Below are 25,865 nucleotides of genomic sequence, written 5' to 3' on the forward strand. Positions count from 1 at the left end.
TACCGAAGGCGGCGGCCCCCTGATCCCCGGGGCCGCCGCCTTCGCCGTTCACACCGATCCCTGAGAACGCCAGGAGAGTCGGCGTGTCGAGGACGAGACGGTGGAGGGCGGCCCGGCCGTCGGGCCGGTCAGGCGCGCTCCTTCTCCGACCGCTCCGGTCTCTCCGCCCGCTCCGGGCTCGCCGCCTGGTGCGGTACCACCGGTGCGCCCTCGGTCACGGGCGCCGCGGCCATGGTCGTGCGGGCGCGGGGGCCCTGGAAGAGGTGGGTCAGGCCGAAGCCGGCGGCGACGACCAGAGCGCCGCCGACCGCGTCCAGGACCCAGTGGTTGCCGGTGGCGACGATCGCGGCGGCCGTGAACAGGGGGTGCAGCAGGCCGAGTGCCTTCATCCACAGCTTCGGGGCGATGATCGCGATGACCACGCCGCACCACAGGGACCAGCCGAAGTGCAGGGACGGCATCGCCGCGTACTGGTTGGTGAGGGCGGTGAGGGTGCCGTAGTCCGGCTTGGAGAAGTCCTGGACGCCGTGCACGGTGTCGATGATCCCGAGGTTCGGCATCAGGCGCGGCGGGGTCAGCGGGTAGAGCCAGAAGCCGAGCAGGGCGAGCAGGGTGGCGAAGCCGAGGCTCGCGCGGGCCCAGCGGTAGTCGACCGGGCGGCGCCAGTACAGCAGCCCGAGGACCGTGAGCGGGACGAGGAAGTGGAACGACGTGTAGTAGAAGTCGAAGAAGTTCCGCAGCCAGTCGATCTCCACGACGGCGTGGTTGACCGCGTGCTCGATGTCCAGGTGGAGCACGCGCTCGAGGTCGAGGATCTGCTGGGCGTGCTCCTCCGCGCGCTCCCTGCCGCCGGTCGCCGCGAGCCGCACCTGGGAGTAGGCGGCTTAGGTGACCCGGATCAGCAGCAGCTCCAGCAGCAGGTTGGGGCGGCTCAGGACCCGGCGCAGGAACGGCAGCGGCGGGACGTGCCGGAAGCGGGTCGGGACGGGCGGGGCGTACCGGGTCGGGACGGGTGAGCCGAAGTACGGCGAGGTGCGCGACAGGAACGGGATCACCGTGGCGGCGGCGAGCGCGGCGAGCAGCACCACGTTGTCGCGGACGGGGTGGAGGACCGCCAGGTTCGGCAGGATCATCTGGGCGGGCAGCGTCATCACCAGGACGACGGCCACCGGCCACAGCAGCCGGTCACCGGCGCGTCTGCCGACGGTGCCGACGAGGGCGAGCAGCACCCACAGCAGCTGGTGCTGCCACGCGGTCGGGGAGACGGCGATGGCCGCGCAGCCGGTGATCGCGACCGCGAGCAGCAGCTGGCCGTCGTGGGCGTAGCGGACGGCGCGGCGCAGACCGAGCGTCGCGACGGCCGCGCCGAGCAGCAGGAAGAGCCCGACCTCGACGGGCCCTTCAAGGCCGAGGCGGAGCAGGGCGCCGTGCAGGGACTGGTTGGCGAGGTCGTCGGCCCGGCCACCGAGGCCCACGCCCGCCATGTGGCGCACCCAGTAGGTGTACGAGTCCTGCGGCATCGCGGCCCAGGTGAGCGCGGTGCTCGCGGCGAAGGTGACGCCGGAGGCCGCGGCGGCCCGGCGGCGGCCGGTGAACCACAGCAGCGGGGCGAAGAGCAGCAGGGTGGGCTGGAGGGCGGCGGCGACACCGATCAGCACCCCGCCGGCCCGCTGCCCGCGGGCGACGAAGCAGCCGAGCAGGACGAGCAGGACGGGGATGACGCTGGTCTGGCCGAGCCACAGCGTGTTGCGCACGGGCAGCGACAGCATGAGCAGGCTGACCGCGACCGGCGCGGCCAGCAGCGCCGTGCGCCGGCCGACCGGCTGGGGCAGGGCGCGGACGGCGACCAGACCGAGGGCGACGACCAGCAGCAGCGTGCCGAAGGTCCAGCCCCAGCCCAGGGCCTGTTCGGCGGATCTGCTGAGCGGTTTGAGGACGAGCCCGCCGAAGGGGGTGCCGGTGAAGCGGGTCGACTCGTAGAGCGAGCCGCTGGCCTGCAGCACCCCGTCGTGCCCGAACCAGGTCTCGAGGTCCGTGAGCCGTTCCCCGCGCGGGGTGGTCAGGACGGCGACGACCTGTCGTACGACCAGGACGGCGGCGAGCAGCCACAGTCCGAGGCGCGCCGTGTGCAGACGTGTCCGGGTACCGTCGACGGTCGTGGCTCCGAACGCCTCCGCCGGTCGCCCCCTGTGTGCCGCGTTCGCCACGCCTCGTCGGCCTCCCGCCCCGTCGGTCCCACACGTCCCCCGCGTGGGGGTACCTCCGCAAACCCTATGAGGCCCGCGCCGCCCCCGGAAGGAGACGCAGGCAACCCCCGTTTCACCTGACGTCCGTCCTGCTTTGGTCCTGCCTTTGGTCCGGCTTCGATCCCGGAAGACGATGGACGGCGGGGGGTCGGGTTGCCCGCGGGGACGCGAGACGGACCACATGGGAGGGTTGGTGACGTCGTGCTCATCGGCCGCACGAGCCGGCTGAGCCAGCCACCGGACCGACCGGACGGAGAAGGACGAGAGGTGAAGGGCATGAGCGAATCGCAGCTCTGGCGCGCGGTGGACGACTACTTCGCCGCCCGCCTCGCACCCGACGACGAGGCTCTGGCGGCCGCCCTGCGGGACAGCGAGGCCGCCGGGCTCCCGCCCATCGCCGTCACCCCCAACCAGGGCAAGCTGCTCCAGCTCCTCGCTCAGACGCAGGGCGCCCGGTACGTCCTGGAGATCGGCACCCTCGGCGGCTACAGCACCATCTGGCTGGCCCGCGCCCTCCCGGCCGACGGGCGGCTGATCACGCTGGAGTACGAGCCGCTCCACGCCGAGGTCGCCACCCGCAACATCGGCCGCGCGGGCCTGGACCGGCTCGTCGAGGTGCGGGTGGGTCCGGCGCTGGAGTCGCTGCCCCGGCTGGCCGACGAGAACCCGCCCCCGTTCGACCTGGTCTTCATCGACGCCGACAAGGTCAACAACCCGCACTACCTGGAGTGGGCCCTGAGGCTCACCCGCGCGGGCAGCCTGATCGTCCTCGACAACGTCGTCCGGGGCGGCCGGGTGATCGACGCGGAGAGCACCTCCCCGGACGTGCTGGGCACCCGCGCCGCCCTCGACCTGATCGGCAGCCACCCGAGGCTGGCCGGTACGGCGATCCAGACGGTCGGCGGCAAGGGCTACGACGGCTTCGCGCTGGCGCGGGTGCTGGAGTGAGCCGGTGGGCCCTCGCGGTGCCCGCCGGTCTCACACCTCGTGGTAGAAGCCCACGTTGACGCTGCGCGGGGCGGCACGGTCCAGGATGACGACCTCGCCGTTGCCGCCCCGGGGCAGCGCGACGCTGCCGCCGTAGGCGACCGGGTGGACCTGCTCACCGACGGTCAGCCGGACCTCGGAGGACGGCTCGGGCAGCGAGCCGCGCAGCCAGCTCAGATACCAGGTGCCGTCCTGGGCGCACTGGAACTCCAGATGGACCCTGGACACGAACAGCCAGTCGTCCGGCGTGGAGAGCCGGCACACCGACCTGTCCCGCCCCACCCGCAGCACGGCACCCGGCTCGCTCGGCGCGTCGGCCATGAGCATGCCGGCCGTGGCCCCCGATTCCTCCGCGGACACGGCGGCCATGGTGAGTTCGAGCACGTGCGCTCCTCCTGAGACGTCCTGGCGGGCCGGGGGCCGGCCCTGCGGCGGCCGGAACGGCCTGGCGCGGCGACCGGTACGACTCGCTCGCTGCCGCCGAATGATAAAACGCCCGGTTCCACCGCGTCTGCCCGGTGGGCACAATGGTCATATGACCGAGCGAAAGCCGCCGGGCGTCGACTTCGAGTCCTGGGTGGACAAGCAGATCCGTGACGCCGAGGCGCGCGGGGAGTTCGAACGGCTGCCGGGAGCGGGCAAGCCGCTGCCCCCTGACATGGAGTCCCCGTACGACGAGTTGTGGTGGGTCAGGCGGAAGCTGGCCCGCGAGGGCCACTCCGTGCTGCCGCCGACGCTGGCCCTGCGCAAGGAGGCCGAGGACGCCCTGGCGGCGGCCTACGCGGCCCCCTCCGAACGGATCGTCCGGAAGATCATCACGGACGTCAACGCCAAGATCCGCGACATGATGTTCAAGCCCCCGCCCGGCCCCCCGCTGGGCAAGAAGCCGTACGACGTCGAGGACGTCGTACGGCAGTGGCGGGAGCGCCGGACGGGGGCGGGGGACGGGCCGCAGGGCCCGCCCGCCTGACAGCCCGCCGGTTGCTCGGAGCGGTCCCGGTCAGACGCGCAGCAGCCGTTCCGCCAGCCCGCGGTAGTCCCGCAGGGCCAGGCGCAGCTGCTCGGTGTCGGTACTGGTCATGGTGCCGGTCACGGCGGTGTCCGGGCCCTCGCCCCCGTCCGCGGTCTGCCAGGACCGGCGCAGGGTACGGCGCCGCTCGGTCACCGCGTCGGTGAAGCGGGCGGCGAGTTCCTGCAGCACGTGATCGGCCTGCTCCACGGAGTCCCTCGGGGCGTCCACGAACCCGGCCACGGCGTGCTGCAACTGCTCGGAGAGCTTGTGCCAGTCGTCGTGCGGGAGCAGACGGGTACCGCCCGCCCCCTCGGGGTCGCGGTCACCGCCGTGGCGGGCGCCCTCCTCGTGGACGTCACGACGGGGGTCGTCGTGCACGTCCTCGGGGAGGCCGTCGTGGGTCCCGGGAGCGGTCGTTCGGCTGGTCGGGCGGATGGTCGTGGTGGGGGGCGCCTCGCCCGTCGGTGCGTCGCCGGGGCGCCGGGTCGTGTCGGTCATCTCGCTCAGCTCTCCTTCGCCTGTCGCCGGTGCAGCAACGACGGCATGTGGGGGGAGCGGCCGTGTGCGGCCGTCTTCCCGCGGTTGCCGTGCGGGCCGGCGCGATGGTCTCCGCCGTCGTGACGGGACGGCCGCACCAGGTCGTCGAAGAGGGCGCGCGCCTCGACCATCGCCTCGCGCATCTCCTCGGTGCCCGCGCCGCCTCCGTGTGTGCCGTGCGTGCCGTCGGCGCGGGCCTGCGCCACCCGGTGCACCCGCCGGTAGCCGTCGACGTGCCGGGCGTGGTGCACGGACAGCGCGGCGAGCTGCTCCTCGTACTGTCCGCCGTTGGGGAAGCCCCGGGCGGAGGCGAGGTCGGCGAGCAGCCGGTCCGCCTCGGCGACCGCGGCCCCCGGCGAGTCGACGAACCGCTCCTGCGCGGCCGTCCAGCCCGCCTCGTACCTCTCCCGTTCGGCGCGTTCCAGCGGTCGTGTCCGCAGGTCGCCGTGGAGCCGTACGCGCTGGGCCAGTTCGCGTTCGGCGGCTTCGGCGTCCCCGTCGTGCCGGGCGACGGCCCGGTCGTACTCGGGTCCGAAGCGCCGCTTCAGGTGCGCGCCGCGGTACGGACCGCGGGCGCGCAGGGTCAGTGCGGCCGCCGCGACGACAACGACCGCCACGATCACGATCAAAGCGATGATCAGGCCAGTGGACATGGATGCCTTCCGGTGTGTCGGCCAACCGGCACTCCTCATGCGCCGGTTCGCCGGACGGGTAGCCGAAAGGCCCGATTGCAAACAGGAGTTGCGCGTCCGGCTGTGGATGGACGCAGAATGCGGTCGTGACGTGGACCATCCGCCCCGAACGCCCCGACTCCCCTGCCGCCGCCGCGCTCTGGCGTGCGTACTACACCGAGGTCAGCGACCGCTGGTATCTGCTGCACGAGGGGCGCCGGACCGACCCGGCGGAGCTGGAGCGCGAGATCGCCGCCCAGTCGGGCGCCGACCTCGTGCCGCCGCGGGGGCATCTGCTGGTCGCGCGGTACGCGGGCGAGCCGGCGGGCAGCGCGGGGGTCCGGCTGCTGGACGCCGCGACCGCCGAACTCACCCGGGTCTTCCTCTACGAGGCGATGCGCGGCAAGGGCGGTGCGGCGCTCCTGGTGGGCGCCGCCGAGGAAGCGGCCCGCGCGTCGGGGGCCACCCGGCTGGTCCTCGACACGCGCTCGGACCTCGTGGAGGCCCGTGCCCTGTACGCCCGGCTCGGTTTCACCGAGACCGAGCCGCACAACTCGATGTCGTACGCCGAGCACTGGTTCGCCAAGCACCTCGTGTGAGCCACCTGTCTGTCCCCGTCCGAATCACCCGGCTGAACCATCCGGCTCAACCGACGGGCGCCCCCGGCCGCTCGCCGTGCGGGCCTTCCGGGCTGTCGTCGTGCGGGCTTCCGGCTCGTGATCCGCCCAGTTCCTCCGTCAGCTCGTGCGCCAGCCGCTCCAGATCGGTCGGCCGGTCCGGCCCCCACCGGTCGCCGAGCAGCTCGGCCAGGAACTCCTCCTGCGCCCGCGCCAACCGCTCCACGACCGCGTACCCGCCGTCGGTCAGTACGAGGCCGGGGCCCTCGCGTGTGACGAGGTGCCGCACCTCGGCCTGGCGGGCGGCCTCCAGGACGACGGTGAGCGGGATGGTTCCGCGCTCGGCGAGCAGGGCCGGTTCCATCGAGCCGCGCTTCCTGATCCCCAGCAGCAGCCAGCTCGTCGCGGGCAGCAGGTCGCAGCCCGCGCGGGCGGTGGTCGTCCGGTAGATCTCGCGCCGTCCCTCGTGGGTGCCGAGCAGCGACAGCGCGCGACCCACCTCGTCGGGGGACGGCCGTTCCACCGGCTCGCCGGCCGGCGCCCCGGTGCCGTCGGGCGAGGGGACCGAGGCACGCAGCTTGTCCTCCTTGAGCAGCCAGGCCAGTACGAAGCCGAGGAGGGCGAGGGGGACGGCGTACAGGAAGACGTCCGTGATGGCGGCGGCGTACGCGTGGACGGCTTCGGGGCGCAGGGCGGCCGGCAGGTCCGCCATGCCGCGCGGGTCGGCCTCCAGCGCGCCGACGGAGACGCCGGGCGGGAGCCGGGCGCCGCGGAAGGCGTCGCTGAGCCGGTCGTCGAGGCCGCTCGCGAAGATCGTGCCGTAGACGGCGACACCGAAGGAGGCGCCGATGGAGCGGAAGAAGGTCGAGCCGGAGGTGGCGACGCCCAGGTCCCGGTAGGAGACGGCGTTCTGCACGATCAGCACCAGTACCTGCATGACCAGCCCGAGCCCGAGGCCGAAGACGAAGAAGAAGGCGCTCATCACGGCGGTGGAGCTGTGCTCGTCGAGCTGGTGGAGCAGCAGCAGGCCGACGGTGGTGACGGCGGTGCCCGCGATGGGGAACACCCTCCAGCGGCCGGTGCGGCTGACGATCTGTCCGGAGGCGGTCGAGGCCGACAACGTGCCGACCACCATCGGCAGCATGTGCACGCCGGACATGGTCGGGCTCACCCCGTGGACCATCTGGAGGAACGCCGGCAGATAGGTCAGCGCGCCGAACATGGCGAAGCCGATGATGAAGCTGATCACGACGGAGAGCGTGAAGGTGCGGATCCGGAACAGTTTCAGCGGCAGTACGGGTTCGGCGGCCCGCCGCTCCACCGCGACGAAGACGACGGCGAGGACGACGCCCAGGACCGCGAGGACGACGGTCTGCGGCGAGCCCCAGCCCCAGGTGGTGCCGCCGAGGGAGGCGACCAGGACGAGGCAGGTCGCGACGGAGGCGATGAGGAAGGTGCCGAGGTAGTCGATGACGTGCCGGGTTGCTCTGCGCGGGATGTGCAGCACCGTCGCGATCACGGCGAGCGCGACGACTCCGAGGGGCAGGTTGACGTAGAACACCCAGCGCCAGCTCAGATGTTCGGTGAACAGTCCGCCCAGGAGCGGCCCGAGGACACTCGTCGTGCCGAAGACCGCGCCGAACATGCCCTGGTACTTGCCGCGTTCACGGGGCGGGACGAGGTCGCCGACGATCGCCATGGACAGCACGACCAGTCCGCCGCCGCCCAGCCCCTGGAGCGCCCGGAAGGCGATCAGCTGGGACATGTCCTGTGCCGCGCCGCACAGCGCGGAGCCCAGCAGGAAGATGAGGATGGCGAACTGGAACAGCCGCTTGCGGCCGTACTGGTCGCCGAGCTTGCCCCACAACGGGGTGGCCGCGGTCGAGGCCAGCAGATACGCGGTGACCACCCAGGACAGGTGCTCCAGACCGCCCAGTTCGCTGACGATGGTGGGCAGCGCGGTGGCCACGATGGTCTGGTCGAGGGCGGCGAGGAGCAGACCGAGGAGCAGGGCGCCGATCGAGACGACGAGGTTCTTGGCCGCCTGCTCCGGGGGGCCCGGGTCGGAGGGCGGCGGACCGGCGGAGGAGGACGGCGGACCGGAGCCGGCACCGGATGAGGGCCGCGCGCTGCCCGCCCGCTCCGTCCTACCGTGCGCGTACCCGGCCATGGCGACCTCCACAGGTTCTGGTTCCCAGGGCCCATCGTGATCGGTATGACCGTTTTTCTCCTGTTGAACAGCCCGTCGATTGCCTCCGGAAGACCGCGTTCCGGGGGCTTGTGCAGCGGGGTGTGGAGGAGATCTGCATAATCTCTGGAGATCACGAGGGGAGGGACAACGCGTGGTACAGCCGATGGAAACCCCGTGCCCGGAGTGCGGTGCGCCCAGGAACAGGGACAACACTCCGTCCTGCGCCTGCGGTCCGCGCGCGTCCGACGCCCTCCGCGACGCCCGTACGGCTCAGGCGGCAGCGGTGGAGGACTTCCATCCGCTCCGCATACGCCCATACGTGGAGTTCGACGACGGAACGCCGGCGACTACGCCGAATGCCGCACCGGGGCACGACCCCGTGTCCGAGCACGACGCCGCACCCGAGCACGCCCCCGAGCCGGAAGCCGGACCGGAGGCCGCGCCCCCTGCCCCGGCCGAGGACCGACCGGACGCGCCGCCCGCCGCCGACGCGACCATGCAACTGCGCGTCGTCCCGCCGGACGCGACATCCGTGCCCCCCTCCGCCCCGCCCGAGCCGACCCCCGCGCCCACACCGCTCGCCGCGCCGCTCGCGCCGCCCACGACCGAGCCGAACGCCACCGACCTCCACCTGTTCGAGGCCACCCGCCCGACCCGGACGGTGCCCGCAGCGGCGGGGCCGGCCACGAACCTGGACCTGGGCCCGGACGCCGGGGGATCCACCCCCCGGGGCCGCCGCCGTCGCCGTACCGCGCTGCTCACGGCCGCCGGGGCGGTCGTGGCGGTGGCCGGGGCCGCCGGGTGGGCGAGCGGGCTGTTCGCGTACGAGGCGCCGTCCCAGGACGGCGCGCTGCCGGACGACGTGCGGGTGAGCGTGCCGGACGCCCCGTCGGTCTCACCCTCGGCCTCGCCGTCCGAGAGCGCGAACCCGGCGGCATCACCGTCACTCCTGGTCTCGGCCTCGGCCTCGCCGTCCGAGAGCGCGAGCCCGTCGGCGTCCCCGTCGGTCTCGGCGTCGGAGTCCAGCGCTTCGGCGTCCCCGTCGGACACGGCGGAGTCGTCGTCGGCCGCGCCGACCACCGCCCCGGCCGACGCCCCCGCGGAGGTGGCGGACGAGGAGGTCCGCGAAGTCACCGGTGCCGTACTGCGCCGCGGCGACCACGGGCCGGAGGTCGTCGAACTCCAGCATCGCCTGCGCCAGTTGTACCTGTACAACAGCGAGCTCCACGGCCGGTTCAACCGCCGGGTGGAGGACGCCCTGCGCCACTACCAGTGGTCCCGGGGCATCAGCGGCGACGAGCTGGGCGTGTACGGACCGGAGACCCGGAGCCGGCTGGAGTCGGAGACCCGGGAGCCGTAGGCCGGGCGGGCGCTACGCCCCCACGCCTCCGGCTCCGGCCACGACTCCGGTGACGTGCAGCTGGATCGTCCCGTCCGTCCCGCGCTCGACCCGCACCCGGGTCAGGTCCCGTACGACCACGTCCGGGGCGTGGAATCCGGCGCGGGGGCCGATCCCGACGACCCGCATCCCGGCCGCGCGCCCCGCGGCGATACCCGCTCCGGAGTCCTCGAAGACCACGCAGTCGGCGGGGTCGACGCCCAGTTCCGCCGCGCCCTTGAGGAAGCCCTCGGGGTCGGGCTTGCTCGCGCCGACGGACTCGGCGGTCACCCGCACCTCGGGCAGCGCCAGCCCGGCGGCGGCCATCCGGGCCGTGGAGAGGCCGACGTCGGCCGAGGTCACCAGCGCGTGCGGCAGGCCGTCGAGCGAGGCGAGGAAGTCACGGGCGCCCGGTATCTCGACGACGCCATCGGTGTCCGAGGTCTCCTCGGCGAGCATGCGCGCGTTGTCGGCGAGGTTCTGCGCCATCGGCCTGTTCGGCAGCAGCAGCGCCATCGAGGCGTAGCCCTGCCGCCCGTGCACGACCTTCATGACCTCGTCCCCGTCGAGCCCGTGCCGCTCGGCCCAGCGCCGCCAGACGCGCTCGACCGAGGCGTCCGAGTTGACAAGGGTGCCGTCCATGTCCAGCAGGAGGGCGCGGGCGGTGAGTACGGCGGTGGCTGTCATCGGCAGCTCCAAAGCGCGGGGGTGGGGCCGGGCCCGGCTGCGGGCCGGGAGTGGGGCCCGGAGGAGACAAGGCGGCCCCGCCCGCCGGTCAGGGAGAACGGGCGGGAGCCACTTTGTTCACCCACGGTACAAAACCTGCCCGGCATCCCGCCAGCCCCTCCGCCGACCGTTCACCATTCGTTGGCCCCGCCGCCGCTCCCGCACCCCTCCACGGGGCCCGGGCGCCCGGCACCCGGGCGCCCCTCGGGCCGGTCAGCCGGTGACCGCCTCCCACAGGCTCCACACCCCGAGCCCCAGCATCAGCAGCGCCGCGATCCGCGTGATCAGCTTCAGCGGCACCCGCTTCATCAGGGCCTTCCCGCCGACGATGCCCAGTCCGGCCACCGCCCACAGCGCGAGCACCGCGCCCAGGCCGACGGAGAGCGGGGCGTCGTAACGGGCGGCGAGGTTGGCCGTCATGATCTGGGTGAGATCGCCGAACTCGGCGACCAGGATGAGCATAAAGCCCGCCCCGGACACCTTCCAGAAGGACTGGTTCTCCGGCTTGCGGATCTCCTCCTCGTCCTCGCCCTTCCTGAACAGCAGCACCGCCGCGCCGCCCAGGAAGAGCACACCTGTGATCGCGCTCACGAGCTGCTGCGGCAGCAGGGTGAGCACGCTCCCCGCCGCCACCGCGAGCGCGACGTGCACCGCGAAGGCGGCGGCGACACCGGCGAAGACGTAGGAGGCCCGGTAACGGGTGCCGAGGACGAGGCCGGCGAGCGCGGTCTTGTCCGGCAGCTCGGCCAGGAAGACGACGCCGAACACGACGGCCGTCACGGTCAGGTTGATCAACGGTTCCTCGATCGGTCGGGGCTGCCCCACCGAGAGTGCTGTGCGTTCGCGGACACCTCGGCACGACAGCACACGTGGCACCCGCGCCGAGAGGCACGGGCGGTGCACTGCTTGCCGAAGGTCTCGCCGGCCGGCCCCTGCGGGACCTGCCTCCGGGCGCCGGCTCAGCCGCGGCTGAGCAGTATGTCGACGGTCCGGCGAAGGGCTACTCCCCCTCTGCGCCGTCCATGGTACGCGAGGCGCCGCGGACCGTCTGTGCGCGCGGACACATCGCACCCGCACCGGATCCACACCGCCCCGACCCTAGACATGTCATGGTCGCGTCATTAACTTCTCACCAAACCCACCCCTCCCCGTAACACCACGGGCCGAGCATTCCCCTGCTCACACTCCAACGGACCCACCCCACAAGGGAGTTCGCACATGCCGAAGTTCTACGCGCGTCGACGGCTGAGCATAGTCGCGGCGCTCACCGGACTCATCGCCTCCGCCGGAATGCTCAACGGCCCCAGCGCCTCCGCCGCCCTCCCCACCCCGGTCAGCGCCGCCACCGCCCGTACCTACCTCGCCTCACTGCCCGTCTCCGCCGAGGTCCGCACCGGCTACAACCGCGACCTCTTCCCCCACTGGATCACCATCAGCGGCACCTGCAACACCCGCGAGACGGTCCTCAAGCGCGACGGCACGAACGTCGTCACCGACTCCTCCTGCGCGGCCACCAGCGGCAGTTGGTACTCCCCGTACGACGGCGCCACCTGGTCCGCCGCCTCCGACGTCGACATCGACCACGTCGTCCCGCTCGCCGAGGCCTGGGACTCCGGCGCCCGGAACTGGAGCACCTCCCAGCGCCAGACCTTCGCCAACGACCTGACCCGTCCGCAGCTGCTCGCGGTCACGGACAACGTCAACCAGGCCAAGGGCGACAAGGACCCCGCCGAGTGGATGCCGTCCCGCACCGCCTACCGCTGCACCTACGTGCGCGCCTGGGTGCAGGTGAAGTACTACTACAACCTGTCGGTCGACTCGACCGAGAAGTCCGCCCTGCAGGGGTACCTCGCGAGCTGCTGAGTGCCGGGTTCTCCCCACTGACCTCCGTCGCTGCGTACCGTACGGGGCGACGGAGGAAGGGGACACCATGACCGCACTGCGCCTCGGGCCACTGCTGAGGTACGTCGACGGTTCCTCCGCGACCGTCTGGGCCGAGACGAGCCGGCCGGGCACCGCCGAGGTGCGCTGCGCGGACGGGTCCGGCGGGACGGCCCGCACCTTCCAGATCGCGGGCCACCACTACGCACTGGTCGAGGTGACCGGCCTGACCCCGGGCACGGCGACGCCGTACGAGGTGTTCCTCGACGGCACGCGCGCGTGGCCGTCGGCCGAGGAGGAGCCCTTCCGGTCCCTCCCGCCCTCCGTCATCACCACCCCCGCTCCCGCCACCGGCCCCACCACCGGCCGCGGCCTGCGCGTCGCCTTCGGCTCCTGCCACTGGGCGTCCCCGCCGACCGGCGAGCACGACCCCGTCGGCCCCGACGCGCTGCACGCCCTGGCCGCCCGCATCGCGGCCGACCCGGACGGGGAGCGGCCCGACGTGCTGCTCCTCCTGGGAGACCAGGTGTACGCCGACGAGACCTCCGACGCGACCCGCGCGTACCTCGCCGCCCGCCGCGGCCTCGAGGACCCCCCGGGCGGCGAGGTGGCGGACTACGAGGAGTACACCCACCTCTACGACGAGTCCTGGCTCGACCCCCCGGTGCGCTGGCTGCTGTCCACCGTCCCCACCTGCATGATCTTCGACGACCACGACGTCGCGGACGACTGGAACACCTCCGCCTCCTGGGTCGCCGACATGCGCGCCACCTCCTGGTGGGGGGAGCGGGTGCGCAGCGGCCTGATGTCGTACTGGGTGTACCAGCACCTGGGCAACCTCTCCCCGCGCGAGCTGGCGGCGGACCCCTTGTACGCGTCCGTCCGGGAGAGCCCCGACGGTACGGAGGCGCTGCGTGCCTTCGCCGCCGAGGCCGAGTCGGACACGGCCTCCACCCGCTGGAGCTACCGGCGCGACTTCGGCCGGGTGCGGCTGCTGATGGTGGACAGCAGGGCGGCCCGCGTCCTGACGGAGGGCGAGCGTTCAATGCTCGACCCGGGCGAGGCGGCGTGGCTGCGCGAACAGGTACGGGACGAGCCCGGTTCGTACGACCACCTCCTCATCGGCACGTCCCTGCCCTGGCTGCTGCCGCACCTGGTGCACGACGTCGAGGCGTGGAGTTCCGTGCTGTGCCGGGGTGACAAGGGCCCCCGGTGGGCGCGGTTCGGGGAGCGGCTCCGGCGCGCGGCGGACCTGGAGCACTGGGCGGCGTTCCCGGAGTCCTTCGGAGAGCTGGCGGAGCTGATCGCCGAGGCCGGTACGGGGCCGGACGCGCCGGCGACGGTGTCCGTGCTCTCCGGTGACGTCCACCACGCGTACACGGCCGAGCCGAGCTGGCCGGGGCGGGAACCGGACGCCCGGGTGACGCAGCTGACCTGCTCCCCCGTGCACAACTCCATTCCCCTGTCGATCCGGCTGGGTTTCCGCTTCGGCTGGAGCGCCGCCGCCCGTGCCCTGGGCCGCGCCTTCGCCCGGCACGGGGGGTCCGGGAAACCGCCGGTCACGTGGCGCAGGACGGGCGGGCCCTGGTTCGGCAACCAGCTCATGACGCTGACGCTGCGGGGGCGTTCGGCGGTGCTGCGACTGGACCACGCACGCACGGAAAAGCCGGGGGAGACGAGGCCGGAGACCGGAAGCGGACGGGAGACGGGGGCGCGACTGAGGACGGTGGCGGAGCTCCGGCTGAGCGATTAGCGGGGGTGGTGGCCGGGTGATGTCACGTCAGAATCCCTGAGATCAATGCGAGTTGCCCGCGGGATGACTGTGACACGGAGTGTGGGTTCGGCCACACCGTTGAACGCGCGGGCGGGGGCGGAGCCGTATTCACGTGCGGCGGCGGACGATCGGCCTTTCCAGGGAGGCGATCCCCCGCGGCCACATGGTGATCTCGCGAGCATGAGTCAGGGGCACCTGACGTGGGCCCACGGCTCGGCTCCGTTCCCGGACCGGTCCCTTCCGGGCCGGCCTACCGAAGGAGACCTCCCCCATGTCCGGACGCCTCGACAGCGCCCAGCCGTACGCCCTCGGCCTGTTCCGGATCGTCGTCGGGCTGCTGTTCGCCTGCCACGGCGCCGTCGCACTGCTCGGTGCGCTCGGCGGCACGGACGGAAAGGGCGGCACCGTCGAACTCGGCGCCTGGCCCCACTGGTACGCGGGCCTGATCGAGCTCGTCGGCGGCAGCCTGGTCCTGCTCGGACTCGGCACCCGCGTCGCCGCGTTCATCTCGTCGGGCGCCATGGCCTACGCCTACTTCAGCGTGCACCAGCCCGAAGCCCTGTGGCCCGTCCAGAACGACGGCGAGGGCGCGGCGATGTACTGCTGGGCCATGTTCCTGCTGGTGTTCACCGGCTCCGGCGCCTTCGGCCTGGACCGGCTGTTCACCCGGCGCGCCCGCGCCGCGCAGCCGAAGCCGACGGAGCAGACCCCGGTCGCCGCCTGACGACCCGACAGTCCGGAACACGAACTCCAGGCACCGGGCACACGAACCTCCCGTGACCTTTCCGTCACATGCCCGGCGTAGGCTCGTCGGTTGTCAAGGCCACCCCTGCCGCTCCCCCCGCGACGACGCGGCACGGTCTGGCCCACGGGGGAGCCATGGGGAGTTCGGGTGGAGAGTTTCGGGTCGCTGGTCGGCAGTCCATGGGTCTACGCGGTGGTGGCCCTCTCGGTCCTGCTCGACGTGTTCCTGCCGGTGCTGCCGAGCGGGGTCCTGGTGATCACGGCGGCCACGGCCGCCGCCGCGGGCACCGCGACCGACGTGCCCGACATCCTGGCGCTGACCCTCTGCGCCGCCACCGCCTCCGTCCTGGGCGACCTGGTCGCCTGGCGTCTCGCCTGGCGCGGCGGCGCCCGTCTGGACCGGGCGATCGCCCGGTCCCGTCGGCTGACCGGCGCGCAGGAACGTCTCGGCTCGGCGCTGGCCCGGGGCGGTGGCGGCCTGGTCGTCCTCGCCCGTTTCGCCCCGGCGGGCCGTTCGCTGGTCTCGCTCGGGGCGGGTGCCGCCCGCCGCCGGGCCCGTGACTTCCTGCCCTGGTCGGCGCTGGCGGGCCTGTCCTGGGCCGCCTACAGCGTGGCCCTCGGTTACTTCGGCGCCCACTGGCTGGGCGCGTCCTGGCTCGCCACCGCGGTGTCGGTCGGCGCGCTGTTCGCGGCGGGCGCGGGAGCGACCTACCTGGTGCGTCGGCACCCGGTACCGGCGGAGGCCTCGTAGGGACGGCGCGTCCGGGGCGTCGTGGTGGACCGGGGCCGCCGGCTCACCCCGCCTCCCGCGCCGCACTCGCGCCCGCGCCGCGCACCTCCAGGCCGTCCAGCAGGTCGGCCGTGGCCTCGGCGATCGCGTCCACGGCCCGGTCGAAGACCTCGCGGTTGTGGGCGGCCGGCGCCCGGAAGCCGGACACCTTCCGCACGTACTGCAGGGCGGCGGCCCGGATCTCGTCCTCGGTGGCCTCCTCGGGCAGGGCGGGCGGACGCAGGGTCTTGATACTCCGGCACATGCCCCCAGTCTGACCCCGCCGGGCCCCCGCGGGCCACGAGGGTGAACCACCGGGGAGTCCCCCGAGCAACTCGCCACCCAAAATCGAACAGGCGTATCATCGAGGTGTGGCTGCGACCTATGACTTCCCGAGTGATCTCCTCGCCGGTCAGGAGGAGTTGCGTCAGGTCCAAGCCGAGCTGTCGACCCTGTTGAAGCGGCTTCCCTGGTCGGTGGAGCCCGTCGACGGGTTCAGCGACGACACCGGCTGGCGCCGGGTCGAGCGCCCCGCCTCGCCCGGCTGGACCGACGACGAACAGGCCGAGGTGGAGAAGCTGCGGCGCCGGGAGCACGAGCTGGTGGTGTTCGTCAGCACCCATCGCTACTGGACCGAACTCACCGGCGCCGACCGGGTCCGCGCCCGCTCCCGGCTGAAGCACGCCCACGAGAACCCGCCGGAGGGCACGGAGCAGTCCCCGTGAGGGTGCCGCCGTCCACAGCGAGAAGGGCCCCCGGAACGTCTCCGGAGGCCCTTGATCGTCACACGGTGGGCGCGGACGGTTTCGAACCGCCGACATCCTGCTTGTAAGGCAGGCGCTCTACCCCTGAGCTACGCACCCGGGACCCGGACGCACCGCCCAGGCCGAATCGACAGCCTACATGGCCCGGGGCGCGGTCCGGTAAACACCCGCCCCGACGACGGCCCGGCACCCTGCCACCGGGGTTCCTCCGGGATGCCCCGTGACGACACCGGCTCCCGTGTGCTGAACCTCCACACCGGCGACGGAAGTCTCACGGTCCGTACGGCGAACTGACCGACCCGTGTGTTCGTCCTCCACCGGTGGGACAATGGCACCGGCAGGGCGAACGACAGTACGGGAGAGGGATGTGACGGCGACACCAGAGCAGCCGTACTCGCCGTCGAGACCACGCGTGCACCGTACGCGTGGTGTTCTGTCTCCTCCCTCGTGGCCGCGCCTTCGCCCGGTGCGCCTTCGCCGGGCGGCCGGTCCGCTCCGGGACACGCTCGCCCTGCTGGCCCTGCCGCTGGTGGCGGCGCCGACGCTGGCCGCCGCGTTCGCCGGGGGCGGCACCCGGCGCTGGTTCGGCGGGCGGGCCGAGAACCAGCGGGCCGAGGCGCAGGCCGCCAAGGACGCGGCGGCGGCCGCGTTCTACGAGCTCGACACCGCCCAGCGGGACCTGCGGATCTCCATCGAGACGATCACCGCCGTCGACAGCTCCCCCGCCGCCCGCCGGGCCGTCGCCGACTTCGAGGCACTCGGCCGCCGTATCGACGAGGCCAGTCACCAGTACATCGAGGCCGTCGACGCCCATGACCTGGACCGCGACGACCTGGAGGCCTCGGTCGCCTCCCGGGCCCGCACCGAGCTGACCACCGCCAAGGGCGAGCTCGACCGGGTCAAACGGGAACTGGACCGCTTCACCGACGGACTGGGCCCCCTCCTCGGCAAGGCCGAGACCCAGCTGGCCCGGCTCGCGCCCGCCGTGGAGCGTGCCCGGCAGGCCCTGCTCGCCGCGTCGAACGCACTGGACACCGCCCGCGGGTCGGGGCTGCGGGCCGACGATCTCGCCGCCCGGCTCGCCGCGCTCTCCCCGGAGCTGACCAAGCTGAACCAGGGTGCCGGGCAGCACGGTGTGCCGCAGACCCTCGAGCGGGCCGAGCAGGTCACGCGCCAGGCCGAGGCCGTCCGCGCGGAGGCCGAGCGGCTGCCGGAACGGGCCGCCGAGACCGACCGCCGACTGGTCTCCCTGCGGACCCGCGCCCAGGCCCTCACCACCCGGTCCGCACAGGTGGAACCCGTCCTCAGCGAGCTGCGCCGCCGCTTCACCGCCGCCTGCTGGCAGGACCTGCAGCGCGTCCCCGAGGTGGCCGCGGAGCACGTGCGCCAGGCCGAGGGCAGGCTCGCCGAGGCGAGGACCGCGCGTGAGGAACAGCGCTGGGCGGACGCGACCGCCCTGCTGTCGACCGTACGGGCGCTGTTGAACACGACCGACGAGGCCGTGTCCGCCGCCGGTGACCGGCTGCGCCGGCTGAACGCCGTGCAGAAGGACCCCGAGCAGGAGATCGAACGCACCCGCTTCGCCGTCCGGGACGCCCAGCGCCTGGCCATGGCCGGCCGCCACACCCCGGACCCGCGCCACGCCCGACCGCTGGACGCCGCCGTGGCCCGCCTGGACCGGGCCGTCGACGCCCTGGAGGGCCGTCACCCCGACTACTGGCACTTCCTGACGGAGACGGAGGCGGTCCGCGATTCGGTGGCACAGGTGGTGGCCCTGATCCGCGAGGACCGCGGCGGCTCCGCAGGCTAGGGCCCGACCGGCACGTCGCTCCCGCGCCCCGCTCCCCCGCCACGAACAGGGGCGGCCGGTTAGCCTGTGCTCATGCCTCGTTATGAGTACCGCTGCCGGACCTGCGGCGACACCTTCGAACTGAGCCGTCCCATGGCGGAGTCCGCCGCCCCGGCCGACTGTCCGTCGGGACACGACGACACGGTGAAGCTCCTGTCCACGGTCGCCGTGGGCGGTGCCGCCTCCGCCCCTGCCGCCGCACCCCGCGCGGGCGGGGGCGGCGGGGGTGGTGGCTGCTGCGGCGGGGGCTGCTGCGGCTGACGGGCCCGGCTGCTCCCCGGCACCGACGGCGAGGACCCCGCCCCTCGGCGGGGTCCTCGCCGGTTCCGTCAGTGCGGCGCGCGCACCGTGTGCAGGAACTCCCGCAGGATGCGCTCGCCGGCCGGCACCCCGCGCTCGGGCAGTGCCGTGATCCCGGGGGCCGTCCATTCGGCGTCGGCCAGTTCGCCGTGGCCGGGGCGCCAGCCCCGGTCGGCGGCGAGCAGCAGGTCGGCGTCGAGGAGGGAGTCGCCGGCCGCGAGGGTGAGGTCGGCGCCGGTGCGGCGGGCGACCTCACGCATGGCCGCGCTCTTGGTGAGCGGTTTCGGTACGGCGTAGATCTTGCGCCCCTGCAGGGAGACCGTCCAGCCCCGGTTCTCCGCCCACACGGCGAGTTCCTTCACCCACTCCTCGTCCAGCAGCCGGCGCTCGACGACGAGGTAGGCGAAGAGGTTCTCGGCGACCCGGTGCTTGAGGGTCCAGGCCGGTTCGGCGGTCCGCAGCAGATGGTCCTGCACCTCGGAGAGCGGGGCGCACTCGGCGGCGAGGTGTGCGGTCACCCGGGCGTGCCAGTCGGGGTCGGACACGCCGTCGACCAGGAGATGGCCGCCGTTGGCGCAGATGGCGTAGGCCGGCGGGGGGCCGGGGAGGCTGATGCGCCCGTACTGCTCGCGGGTGCGGGTGGTCGTCGGTACGAACACCGCGCTGTCACCGAGTTCGGCGAGCAGCCCGGCCGCCGTCTCCGTCATGAAGGACAGCGGGCGGCTCTCGTAGACCTCCACGCACAGCAGGCGGGGCGCCTCGGCGTCGGGCACGGCCAGGGCGAGCGCGCCGGTGGAGTAGATGAGCGTGCGGTCGAGGTCACTGGCGACGAGGACGGGCATCAGCGGGTCACCGCCCTGCCGTCGGCGCCGGTCGCGCCGCGCGTGTACCGGGGGTGGATCAACCCGACGCAGGTGTACGGGAGTCCGTCGACCTCCTCGACGGGGACGCCCCGCTGTTCGGCCAGCAGCCGGACGTGGTCGAGGTCGCTGCCCGCCCCGGACCGCGCCAGTATCCTCCAGGGCACCCGGCGCAGCAGCACCCGGGTGGTCTCGCCGACGCCGGGCTTGACGAGGTTCACGTCGTGGATGCCGTACTCCTCGCTGATGCGCTCGACGGCGGCCCAGCCCTCCCAGGTGGGGGTGCGGTCGGTGGCGAGCAGTTCCTTGGCCTGGGCGCAGGCGGCGTCCGTGACCTCGGGGAAGCGGGCTGAGACGGCGTCCAGGAAGGCCACCGAGGCGTCCGCGTCGGCGAGTTCGCGGTAGAACTTGGCGCCGTGGAAGTCGTCCGGGCCGACCAGGTCGGCCCGCAGCACGGTGCGTGAGACGAGGCCGGAGACGGTCGAGTTGAGGCAGGCGGAGGGGATCAGGTAGTCCTCGCGGGTGCCGTAGGTCCGTACGCAGGAGCCGGGGTCGGCCAGCACCGCGATCTCCGGGTCGAAGCCGGTGACACCGTGGGTCTTCTCGAACTCCTGGACGGCCTGGGCGAGTTCACGGGTGATGGCGCCCTTGCCGGTCCAGCCGTCGACGAAGACGACGTCCCGGGGGTCGTGATGCTCGGCCAGCCAGCGCAGTGCGTTGGCGTCGATGCCGCGGCCGCGGACGATGGAGACGGCGTAGTGCGGGAGGTCGAGTTGGTGCCGGTGCCGGGCCCAGCGGCGCATCAGGATGCCGACGGGGGTGCCGGCGCGGGCCAGGGAGACGAGTACCGGGCGGGGTGTGGGGGTCCCCCCGCTCATGGGGGTCCCCCCGCTCGAGCGAAGCCGAGAGTGGGGGAGAAGTCGAGAGTGGGGGAGTTCGGCGAGCACGGTCTCGGTGACCACGCCGACCGCGTGGGCGAGGCGGGCCGCCGAGACCTCCAGGGCCGCGTGGAACAGCCGCTGGTACTGCTCGCTCGGCTGGTACTCGACGGGCAGCGACTCGGCGTAGTGCGCGCCGCCGCTCTGGATGGCCTCCTCGCGCTCCTCGGTCGGCGCCTCCAGGGTGACGTCCGAGAGGTCCTGGAGCAGCCAGCCGACCTCCTCGGGCGCGTACGAGGAGAAGGCGGGGCCGCGGAGGGGCTCGGGCAGCATGGAGGCGGGCCTTTCGAGGACGTCGGGTCCGGCGGGTACGTCGGGTCCGGCGGGTCCGTGAGAGGGCGCGGGGACGTACGACGGTATGACCGCCAGGAGGACCTGCGGGGTGTGCGCGGCGAGCTCGGCCAGCAGACCGCCGGGCGCGTGCAGCGCGGGGGTGTCGGCGGCCGAGTCGACGACCGCGACGACGGCGTCGAAGCCGGCGCCCGCGACGTTGTAGGCGTAGCGCTCGCCGGGGCCGTCGGCGGGGTCGTCGTGGGCGGGGAAGACCAGTCGGGTGCGTATCGCGTAGCCGGGGTCGTCGACGGCGAGGACGGGTGAGCGGGTGGTGGTCGAGAAGCGCACCTCGGTGCCGGTCGCCCCGGCCGCCGCCTGCCCCGGCCTCTGCCCCGGTTCCGGTTCCGGTGCCAGCTTCTGTTCCAGCGCGTGGGCGAGGCGGAGCGGGGCGTACATCAGCTCCTCGAAGCCGAGGACGAGTATGCGGCCGCGGCCGCGGCGGGCGCCGTCGGGGAGCGCCTCCGCGAGACGGGCCGCCATGTCGGGGAGTGCGCTCTCCAGGCGGGCGCGGTGCTCGGGCGTGAACCCGTGCCGCCCGCCGTCGGGAAGGCCGGAGGGCCAGCGCAGATCCACGCGCGTGAGCTTGTCGCTCGGGTGCGGGCCGGCTTGGGTTGCTCGCGCCCGTGCGGCGGTGGCCGCAGATCCGGACGGCGCCGCAGTCGACCGAGCACCCCCCGTGGCACCCTCGTGCCGCGCCACCAGCTCCTGTCCCTTCTCCAGGACGCCCTCCGGCAACCGCACCGTGCCCGACACGGTCGTCACCAGGTCGATCCGCGCCCCGATCTCGCGGGCGAACCCGTCCAGCCGCCCGGCGTCGGCGGGCGAGCGCATGTCGACCAGGGCGACCACCACGTACCGCCGCCGAGGATGGCGCGCGTGCAGGTCGCGGATGGTGTTCAGGACCGTGTTGCCGGTGGAGAACTCGTCGTCGACCAGGACCAGCGGCCCGTCCCCGGCCAGCAGCCCGGCGTCCTCGGGGAGCAGCAGGTGCGAGGTCGCGTGGGAGTGGGACTCCTCGAAACCGCCCGCCGTGGCCACCCCGGGGACCGGGCGGCGGGTGGAGTGCAGACAGGGAGCGACGCCCAGGCCGTCGGCGACCGAGTGGCCGAGGCCGGTCGCGGTCTCCGCGTACCCGAGGACCACGGCCCGGTGGGCCTGTTCGCCCAGCAGTTCGCGGACCCGGCGGCCGAGGGCGACACCGTGGCCGTACACGACGGACGGCGGGCTGGGCACGTGCTTGCCGAGGACGTTGGACACCAGCAGGTGGGCCCGCTTGGGGTTGCGGCGCAGGGCCAGGCCCAGCATCCCGGTCAACCGGTCGTCGCCGGCCAGTTCGACACCCAGCCGCTCCGCGACCCAGCTCCCGGGCCAGACGCTCCCGCCGGTCATGCCCGCGCCGGCCTGCGACCCGTCGCGCGCCTCACGGCGCACTGCCTCGTTCACTGCCTTCTCACTGCCTTCTCACTGTCTTCTCCGAGCCTCTCGCCGTCGCTCCGGTACGTCACTCCGCCAGGCCGGCCGCGAGCAGCTCCACGAACCCGATGTCCTCGTTGGCCACGCCGAAGGCCTCGGCGCGCAACAGGGTCCGCTCGGCCCAGGCGCGGTGCGGCTTCACCTCGTTCATCTTGTTCGTGTACGCCGACCTCATGACACCCCCGCCGTCGCGTTCCGGCCGGAGGATGTCCTGCGCGTCGCTGTACTCCTCGTGACTGACAACGGACAGCGCGTGCACGGGCAGCACGTGCGAGGGGTGGATGCAGGTCTTGCCCTGCAGTCCGTTGGCCCGGTCGAGGGAGATCTCCCGCAGCAGGCCGTCCATGGCGTGCTCGATCAGTGTCGCGCGCAGTTCCACGGCCTGTACCTCCAGGAAGGGGCTCTGCCGCAGTTGTGGCTTGAACATGCGTTCCTGGACCCGGAAGTACTCCCAGACCGGTCCCGTCACGGTGAATCCGGTGCCGTCGGCGCGGGCCAGCATGTTCACCACGTCGGCGATCACGGAGGCGACGATCTGGATGTCGTAGGCGGTCATGTCGGGGCCGCGGCGCAGCCCGTACGGGGAGCAGAAGTCGGTCACGCCGAGGCGCAGGGCGAGGACCCGGTCGCGGTACTTGTCGACCGCGCGGAGGATGCCTTCGAGGGTCTCCACGCGTGTCTCGCGGTAGAGCAGCTCCGGCGACTCCAGTACCGGCATGGCGAAGAGGCGGTGCCCGCTCTCGGCCTCGGCGAGGGCGAGGGCCTCCAGGAAGGGCACGCCGCGTTCCTCGGTGAACTTCGGCAGAACGAATCCGGACAGCAGCGAGAGGGCCGGGCCGAGACGCCGGACGAGGTCCGGTATCTGGTCGGGGGTCCGGACCCGGATGAACAGCAGCGGCAGATCGGCCGCCGGCCGGTCGGCCAGGTCGGCGAACTGACGGACGAGGTTCACCTCGCCGGCGAGCACGTCCTCGTCGCCGATGGAGTCCTCGAGGCACAGCACCATCGAGACCACACCGCGCCCGGCCTGCTTGACGATGTCGTCGGCGAGCCGGGGGCGGGTCGCGGGGCTGTACAGCGTGGCGCCCAGCGCCGTGGAGAGCAGCTGGGCCGGTGACTCCTGCGTGAACACGCCCGGCTCCCGGTAGAAGAGACGTTTCCGCACCGCCGGGGCGATCTGTCCGAAGTGACGCATTGAACTCCCCCGTGGCCGTTGGGCATGCTGTGGAATGTCGGAAGGTGGCCGGTAATAGTACGTACGGAACGATGTCGGCGGTTCCCGCCCGGTGTGAACTCGAGGTGGCCCGACCGTGTCGTTCCCATACCGTCTCGCCACCCCCCGCATTGTCGTGATCAGGACGGAGAGGGCAGGATGACCGTATGACGCACGCCATGCTGAAGGGGTCGAACGTCCCGCTCCAAGCCACCACGGTACGCGCCGTCCTGCGCTGGTCCCCGGGGCAGGGTGTGCCGGACGTGGACGCGTCCGCGCTGCTCCTGGGGCTCGACGACCGGGTGCGCTCGGACGAGGACTTCGTCTTCTACAACCAGCCCCGGCACCCGTCCGGCACGGTGTGGCGGCTCGGCAAGAAGCGGGTCGCCGAGGGTCTGACCGACACGATCCAGACAGACCTCGACGGGGTCGAGGACGGCGTGGGGCGGATCCTGCTGGTGGCGTCGGCGGACGGCGTCACCTTCGACCAGGTGCACACGCTGCGCATCCTGTTGTTCGACGCGCAGGCGCCCGAAGCGGAGCCGCTGGCGTACTTCGACGTCAAGCCGGAGACGGGCCAGGAGACGGCGCTGATCTGCGGTGAGCTGTACCGGCGCGGGGAGGGCTGGAAGTTCCGGGCGCTCGGCGAGGGCTACTCGAACGGGCTGAAGGGCCTGGCGACGGACTTCGGCATCTCGGTGGACGAGTCGGAGGCGGCGCAGGACCCCTCGGCTGCCGACCCCGGCCGCCCGGACACGTCCGGCACGACCGGGACCCCGGTCCGTCCCGACGCGCTGACCCAGCCGCAGGCCCCGGCCGCGGCGGACCTGTCCGGGCCCCTGCCGCCCGAGCAGCCGGCAGGGGTGCCGGCGCAGCCCGCGTACGGGTATCCGCCGCAGCAGCCCCCGGCCGCGCAGCCGGCGTACGGCTACCCGCAGACGACCGGGCGGCCCGCCTACGGTTACCCGCAGGCGGCTCCCGCGGCGGCCGCCGCGGGAGCGCCGTCCGGCTACGGCTACCCGCCCCCCGCGCCCGGCGCCCCCGACCCCGACTTCCGTCTGCCCCCGCAGGGGCCTCAGTTCATCGGACGGTAGGGCCCGGTCCGACGGGGCCCCGGCCCGGGTGGGGCCCTAACGGTCCACCTTCGACTTGAAGCCGCGGCCCCACTGCAGGCCCCACCCGTACAGGCGGTCGAGCTCCGCCTGGAAGCCGTAGACGAACTTCACCTCGCGGTGGACCACGATCTCGCCCTTGACGTTCTCGATCATCACCACCGCGCAGGAGCGGGCCTGCGGATGGCGCTCGTCCAGACCTATCTCGATCCGCGGGCCGTTGCTCGGGAAGAGGGTGACGATGGCGTGCGTACGGTCGAACGCGGGCGTCTGGTCGTAGATGTACGCGAAGACCAGCAGGCGTTTGATGTGCTCGCGGTGGTCCAGGTTGACGTAGATCGTCTCACCGGAGGCCGAGCCGAACCGGTCGTCGCCGCTGAGCTTGACGTACGGCGCCGCGTTGACGTCGCCGAGGAAGCCGCCGAGCGGCTGGACCACGCCCTTGGTGCCGTCCTGGAGTTCGTACAGACAGCCCAGGTCCAGGTCGACGTTGACCATGCTCTGGCTGTGGGCGACGACCTCCGGGGGCTTGAGCGCCTTGAGCGGGTGCCGCAGCAGGCTCTCCCGCTGGGCGCCGCCCAGGTCGGAGGTGCGCATCCGCCAGCTCAGGTTGATCCGCAGATGGCCGTTGGCCGCGCCCTGTTTGGTCAGGGACACCTGCGCGTGCCGTTTGGTCAGCTCGATGGCGTTGGTGGCCGCGTTGCCCGAGTCGAAGGCGGTCTCTTTCCCGCGCCACAGTCCGTCCAGAAATCTCATTCCCGCCCCAAGTCCGCTCGTGGAACCCCGCCGGCCCCGCCGCCGTGCCGTCCCGCCGTCCCGCTGTTCCGCCGCCCCCGCAACGGCCGACGGGGCGGCCCCGAGGAGTGGTCCTCGACGGCCGCCCCGAACAGAGCGTTCCTCACGCGGAGGGCAGTCACACCCCGGACGGGACCTCGGTCTTCTCCGGGGTCCCCCCGGCCGCCGCGATCGCCTTGTTGCGGCGCACGGAGGACCAGAAGGAGGCGCCGATCAGGACGACACCGATCAGGCCGGTGATGATCTCGTTGATCTCGTACTGGATCGTGACGAGCAGCAGGGCGGCGAGCGCGCCGATGGCGTAGTGCGCGCCGTGCTCCAGGTAGACGTACTCGTCGAGGGTGCCCTGGCGGACCAGGTAGACCGTCAGCGAACGGACGTACATGGCGCCGATGCCCAGGCCCAGGGCCATCAGCACGATGTCGTTGGTGATGGCGAAGGCGCCGATCACACCGTCGAAGGAGAAGGACGCGTCCAGGACCTCCAGGTAGAGGAACATGAAGAACGCGGCCTTGCCGGCCAGCGCGACCGCCGAGCGGGGCTTCCCGGCGCGCACGGCCCTCTCCTCCTCCTCGTGCTCGCGTTCCTCCTCCTCTTCGAGTTTGTCCTCGAAGTAGCCGGAGAGTCCGCCCACGATCATGTAGGTGATCAGCTGTCACATATACACATCTGACGCAGCCGACGATACTCCTTGT

General features: G+C 72.9%; 23 protein-coding genes, 1 tRNA gene and 2 pseudogenes. 12 read left to right on the forward strand and 14 right to left on the reverse strand.

Annotated elements, in window-relative coordinates; genetic code table 11:
• Positions 1-128: 128 nt before the first annotated feature.
• Positions 129-2,207, reverse strand: a pseudogene (locus DIZ27_RS35360) (bifunctional glycosyltransferase 87/phosphatase PAP2 family protein).
• Between the two features lie 315 nt (positions 2,208-2,522).
• Here DIZ27_RS35360 and DIZ27_RS35365 point away from each other — a divergent pair.
• Positions 2,523-3,194 (forward strand): O-methyltransferase, encoded by a 672-nt coding sequence (locus DIZ27_RS35365; protein ID WP_109382526.1) that lies wholly within the window; start codon positions 2,523-2,525, stop codon positions 3,192-3,194.
• A 30-nt stretch (positions 3,195-3,224) separates the two neighbouring features.
• Here the strand turns inward: DIZ27_RS35365 and DIZ27_RS35370 are convergent, their stop codons facing one another.
• Complete coding sequence (locus DIZ27_RS35370) at positions 3,225-3,617, reverse strand: FHA domain-containing protein (RefSeq protein ID WP_109382505.1); 393 nt, start codon at positions 3,615-3,617, stop codon at positions 3,225-3,227.
• Between the two features lie 151 nt (positions 3,618-3,768).
• Here DIZ27_RS35370 and DIZ27_RS35375 point away from each other — a divergent pair, with 151 nt between their 5' ends.
• The gene (locus DIZ27_RS35375; protein ID WP_109382506.1) at positions 3,769-4,203 is read left to right on the forward strand and encodes a DUF1992 domain-containing protein; all 435 of its coding nucleotides are present in this window, start codon (positions 3,769-3,771) and stop codon (positions 4,201-4,203) included.
• Between the two features lie 30 nt (positions 4,204-4,233).
• On the opposite strand, the gene DIZ27_RS46135 is transcribed toward DIZ27_RS35375, so the two are convergent.
• Together DIZ27_RS46135 and DIZ27_RS35385 are read right to left on the reverse strand one after the other, a co-directional pair.
• The gene (locus DIZ27_RS46135; RefSeq protein WP_181383843.1) at positions 4,234-4,743 is read right to left on the reverse strand and encodes a hypothetical protein; all 510 of its coding nucleotides are present in this window, start codon (positions 4,741-4,743) and stop codon (positions 4,234-4,236) included.
• Between the two features lie 5 nt (positions 4,744-4,748).
• Entirely contained in the window at positions 4,749-5,435 is a 687-nt protein-coding gene (locus DIZ27_RS35385) for a hypothetical protein (RefSeq protein WP_109382507.1), read from the reverse strand.
• Positions 5,436-5,560: 125 nt separating this feature from the next.
• Between DIZ27_RS35385 and DIZ27_RS35390 the strand changes: the two genes are divergently transcribed.
• On the forward strand, positions 5,561-6,052 hold the full coding sequence (locus tag DIZ27_RS35390; RefSeq protein WP_109382508.1) for a GNAT family N-acetyltransferase: 492 nt from the start codon (positions 5,561-5,563) through the stop codon (positions 6,050-6,052).
• Positions 6,053-6,098: 46 nt separating this feature from the next.
• Here the strand turns inward: DIZ27_RS35390 and DIZ27_RS35395 are convergent, their stop codons facing one another.
• The gene (locus DIZ27_RS35395; protein ID WP_109382528.1) at positions 6,099-8,240 is read right to left on the reverse strand and encodes an MDR family MFS transporter; all 2,142 of its coding nucleotides are present in this window, start codon (positions 8,238-8,240) and stop codon (positions 6,099-6,101) included.
• Between the two features lie 184 nt (positions 8,241-8,424).
• Between DIZ27_RS35395 and DIZ27_RS35400 the strand changes: the two genes are divergently transcribed.
• On the forward strand, positions 8,425-9,621 hold the full coding sequence (locus DIZ27_RS35400; RefSeq protein ID WP_109382509.1) for a peptidoglycan-binding protein: 1,197 nt from the start codon (positions 8,425-8,427) through the stop codon (positions 9,619-9,621).
• Positions 9,622-9,633: 12 nt separating this feature from the next.
• On the opposite strand, the gene DIZ27_RS35405 is transcribed toward DIZ27_RS35400, so the two are convergent.
• Both DIZ27_RS35405 and DIZ27_RS35410 read right to left on the reverse strand, forming a co-directional pair.
• Positions 9,634-10,326, reverse strand: coding sequence for an HAD-IA family hydrolase (locus DIZ27_RS35405; RefSeq protein ID WP_109382510.1), 693 nt, complete (start codon positions 10,324-10,326; stop codon positions 9,634-9,636).
• 252 nt (positions 10,327-10,578) lie between these two features.
• The gene (locus DIZ27_RS35410; protein WP_109382511.1) at positions 10,579-11,160 is read right to left on the reverse strand and encodes a TMEM165/GDT1 family protein; all 582 of its coding nucleotides are present in this window, start codon (positions 11,158-11,160) and stop codon (positions 10,579-10,581) included.
• A 423-nt stretch (positions 11,161-11,583) separates the two neighbouring features.
• On the opposite strand from DIZ27_RS35410, the gene DIZ27_RS35415 reads away from it, so the two are divergent.
• From DIZ27_RS35415 to DIZ27_RS35430, 4 genes are all read left to right on the forward strand, one after another.
• Positions 11,584-12,228: an HNH endonuclease family protein gene (locus DIZ27_RS35415; RefSeq protein ID WP_109382512.1), complete on the forward strand. Its 645-nt coding sequence runs from the start codon at positions 11,584-11,586 to the stop codon at positions 12,226-12,228.
• A 67-nt stretch (positions 12,229-12,295) separates the two neighbouring features.
• Positions 12,296-13,999: an alkaline phosphatase D family protein gene (locus DIZ27_RS35420; RefSeq protein WP_109382513.1), complete on the forward strand. Its 1,704-nt coding sequence runs from the start codon at positions 12,296-12,298 to the stop codon at positions 13,997-13,999.
• 292 nt (positions 14,000-14,291) lie between these two features.
• Positions 14,292-14,744 (forward strand): DoxX family protein, encoded by a 453-nt coding sequence (locus DIZ27_RS35425; RefSeq protein WP_109382514.1) that lies wholly within the window; start codon positions 14,292-14,294, stop codon positions 14,742-14,744.
• Between the two features lie 168 nt (positions 14,745-14,912).
• Positions 14,913-15,515, forward strand: a complete 603-nt coding sequence (locus tag DIZ27_RS35430; protein ID WP_109382515.1) for a DedA family protein — start codon at positions 14,913-14,915, stop codon at positions 15,513-15,515.
• Between the two features lie 43 nt (positions 15,516-15,558).
• Here the strand turns inward: DIZ27_RS35430 and DIZ27_RS35435 are convergent, their stop codons facing one another.
• Complete coding sequence (locus DIZ27_RS35435) at positions 15,559-15,798, reverse strand: DUF2277 domain-containing protein (protein ID WP_109382516.1); 240 nt, start codon at positions 15,796-15,798, stop codon at positions 15,559-15,561.
• Positions 15,799-15,904: 106 nt separating this feature from the next.
• Here DIZ27_RS35435 and DIZ27_RS35440 point away from each other — a divergent pair, with 106 nt between their 5' ends.
• Positions 15,905-16,258: a hypothetical protein gene (locus tag DIZ27_RS35440; protein WP_109382517.1), complete on the forward strand. Its 354-nt coding sequence runs from the start codon at positions 15,905-15,907 to the stop codon at positions 16,256-16,258.
• Positions 16,259-16,324: 66 nt separating this feature from the next.
• Here the strand turns inward: DIZ27_RS35440 and DIZ27_RS35445 are convergent.
• Positions 16,325-16,396: transfer RNA gene (locus DIZ27_RS35445), tRNA-Val, on the reverse strand.
• 268 nt (positions 16,397-16,664) lie between these two features.
• Between DIZ27_RS35445 and DIZ27_RS35450 the strand changes: the two genes are divergently transcribed.
• On the forward strand, positions 16,665-18,107 hold the full coding sequence (locus DIZ27_RS35450) for a hypothetical protein (protein WP_109382518.1): 1,443 nt from the start codon (positions 16,665-16,667) through the stop codon (positions 18,105-18,107).
• Between the two features lie 72 nt (positions 18,108-18,179).
• Positions 18,180-18,407 carry a zinc ribbon domain-containing protein gene (locus tag DIZ27_RS35455; RefSeq protein ID WP_109382529.1) on the forward strand — a complete coding sequence of 76 codons (228 nt, stop codon included), beginning with the start codon at positions 18,180-18,182 and terminating at the stop codon, positions 18,405-18,407.
• A 68-nt stretch (positions 18,408-18,475) separates the two neighbouring features.
• Here the strand turns inward: DIZ27_RS35455 and DIZ27_RS35460 are convergent, their stop codons facing one another.
• The 3 genes from DIZ27_RS35460 to DIZ27_RS35470 all read right to left on the reverse strand — a co-directional run bounded on the left by DIZ27_RS35460 (position 18,476) and on the right by DIZ27_RS35470 (position 23,245).
• The gene (locus DIZ27_RS35460) at positions 18,476-19,288 is read right to left on the reverse strand and encodes an HAD family hydrolase (RefSeq protein WP_109382519.1); all 813 of its coding nucleotides are present in this window, start codon (positions 19,286-19,288) and stop codon (positions 18,476-18,478) included.
• Positions 19,288-21,966, reverse strand: a complete 2,679-nt coding sequence (locus tag DIZ27_RS35465; RefSeq protein ID WP_109382530.1) for a phosphoribosyltransferase — start codon at positions 21,964-21,966, stop codon at positions 19,288-19,290. Before DIZ27_RS35465 ends, DIZ27_RS35460 begins: the two co-directional genes overlap by 1 nt.
• 112 nt (positions 21,967-22,078) lie before the next feature.
• Positions 22,079-23,245, reverse strand: a complete 1,167-nt coding sequence (locus DIZ27_RS35470) for an HpcH/HpaI aldolase/citrate lyase family protein (RefSeq protein ID WP_109382520.1) — start codon at positions 23,243-23,245, stop codon at positions 22,079-22,081.
• 185 nt (positions 23,246-23,430) lie between these two features.
• On the opposite strand from DIZ27_RS35470, the gene DIZ27_RS35475 reads away from it, so the two are divergent.
• Positions 23,431-24,357 carry a TerD family protein gene (locus tag DIZ27_RS35475; RefSeq protein WP_109382521.1) on the forward strand — a complete coding sequence of 309 codons (927 nt, stop codon included), beginning with the start codon at positions 23,431-23,433 and terminating at the stop codon, positions 24,355-24,357.
• A 36-nt stretch (positions 24,358-24,393) separates the two neighbouring features.
• On the opposite strand, the gene DIZ27_RS35480 is transcribed toward DIZ27_RS35475, so the two are convergent.
• Both DIZ27_RS35480 and DIZ27_RS35485 read right to left on the reverse strand, forming a co-directional pair.
• The gene (locus DIZ27_RS35480; protein ID WP_109382522.1) at positions 24,394-25,131 is read right to left on the reverse strand and encodes a Tellurium resistance; all 738 of its coding nucleotides are present in this window, start codon (positions 25,129-25,131) and stop codon (positions 24,394-24,396) included.
• Between the two features lie 157 nt (positions 25,132-25,288).
• Positions 25,289-25,822: pseudogene (locus DIZ27_RS35485) on the reverse strand (DUF475 domain-containing protein); the annotation flags it as partial.
• Positions 25,823-25,865: the final 43 nt, after the last annotated feature.

The sequence above is a fragment of the Streptomyces sp. NWU339 genome, from assembly GCF_003143855.1.
In the GTDB taxonomy this organism is placed as follows: domain Bacteria; phylum Actinomycetota; class Actinomycetes; order Streptomycetales; family Streptomycetaceae; genus Streptomyces.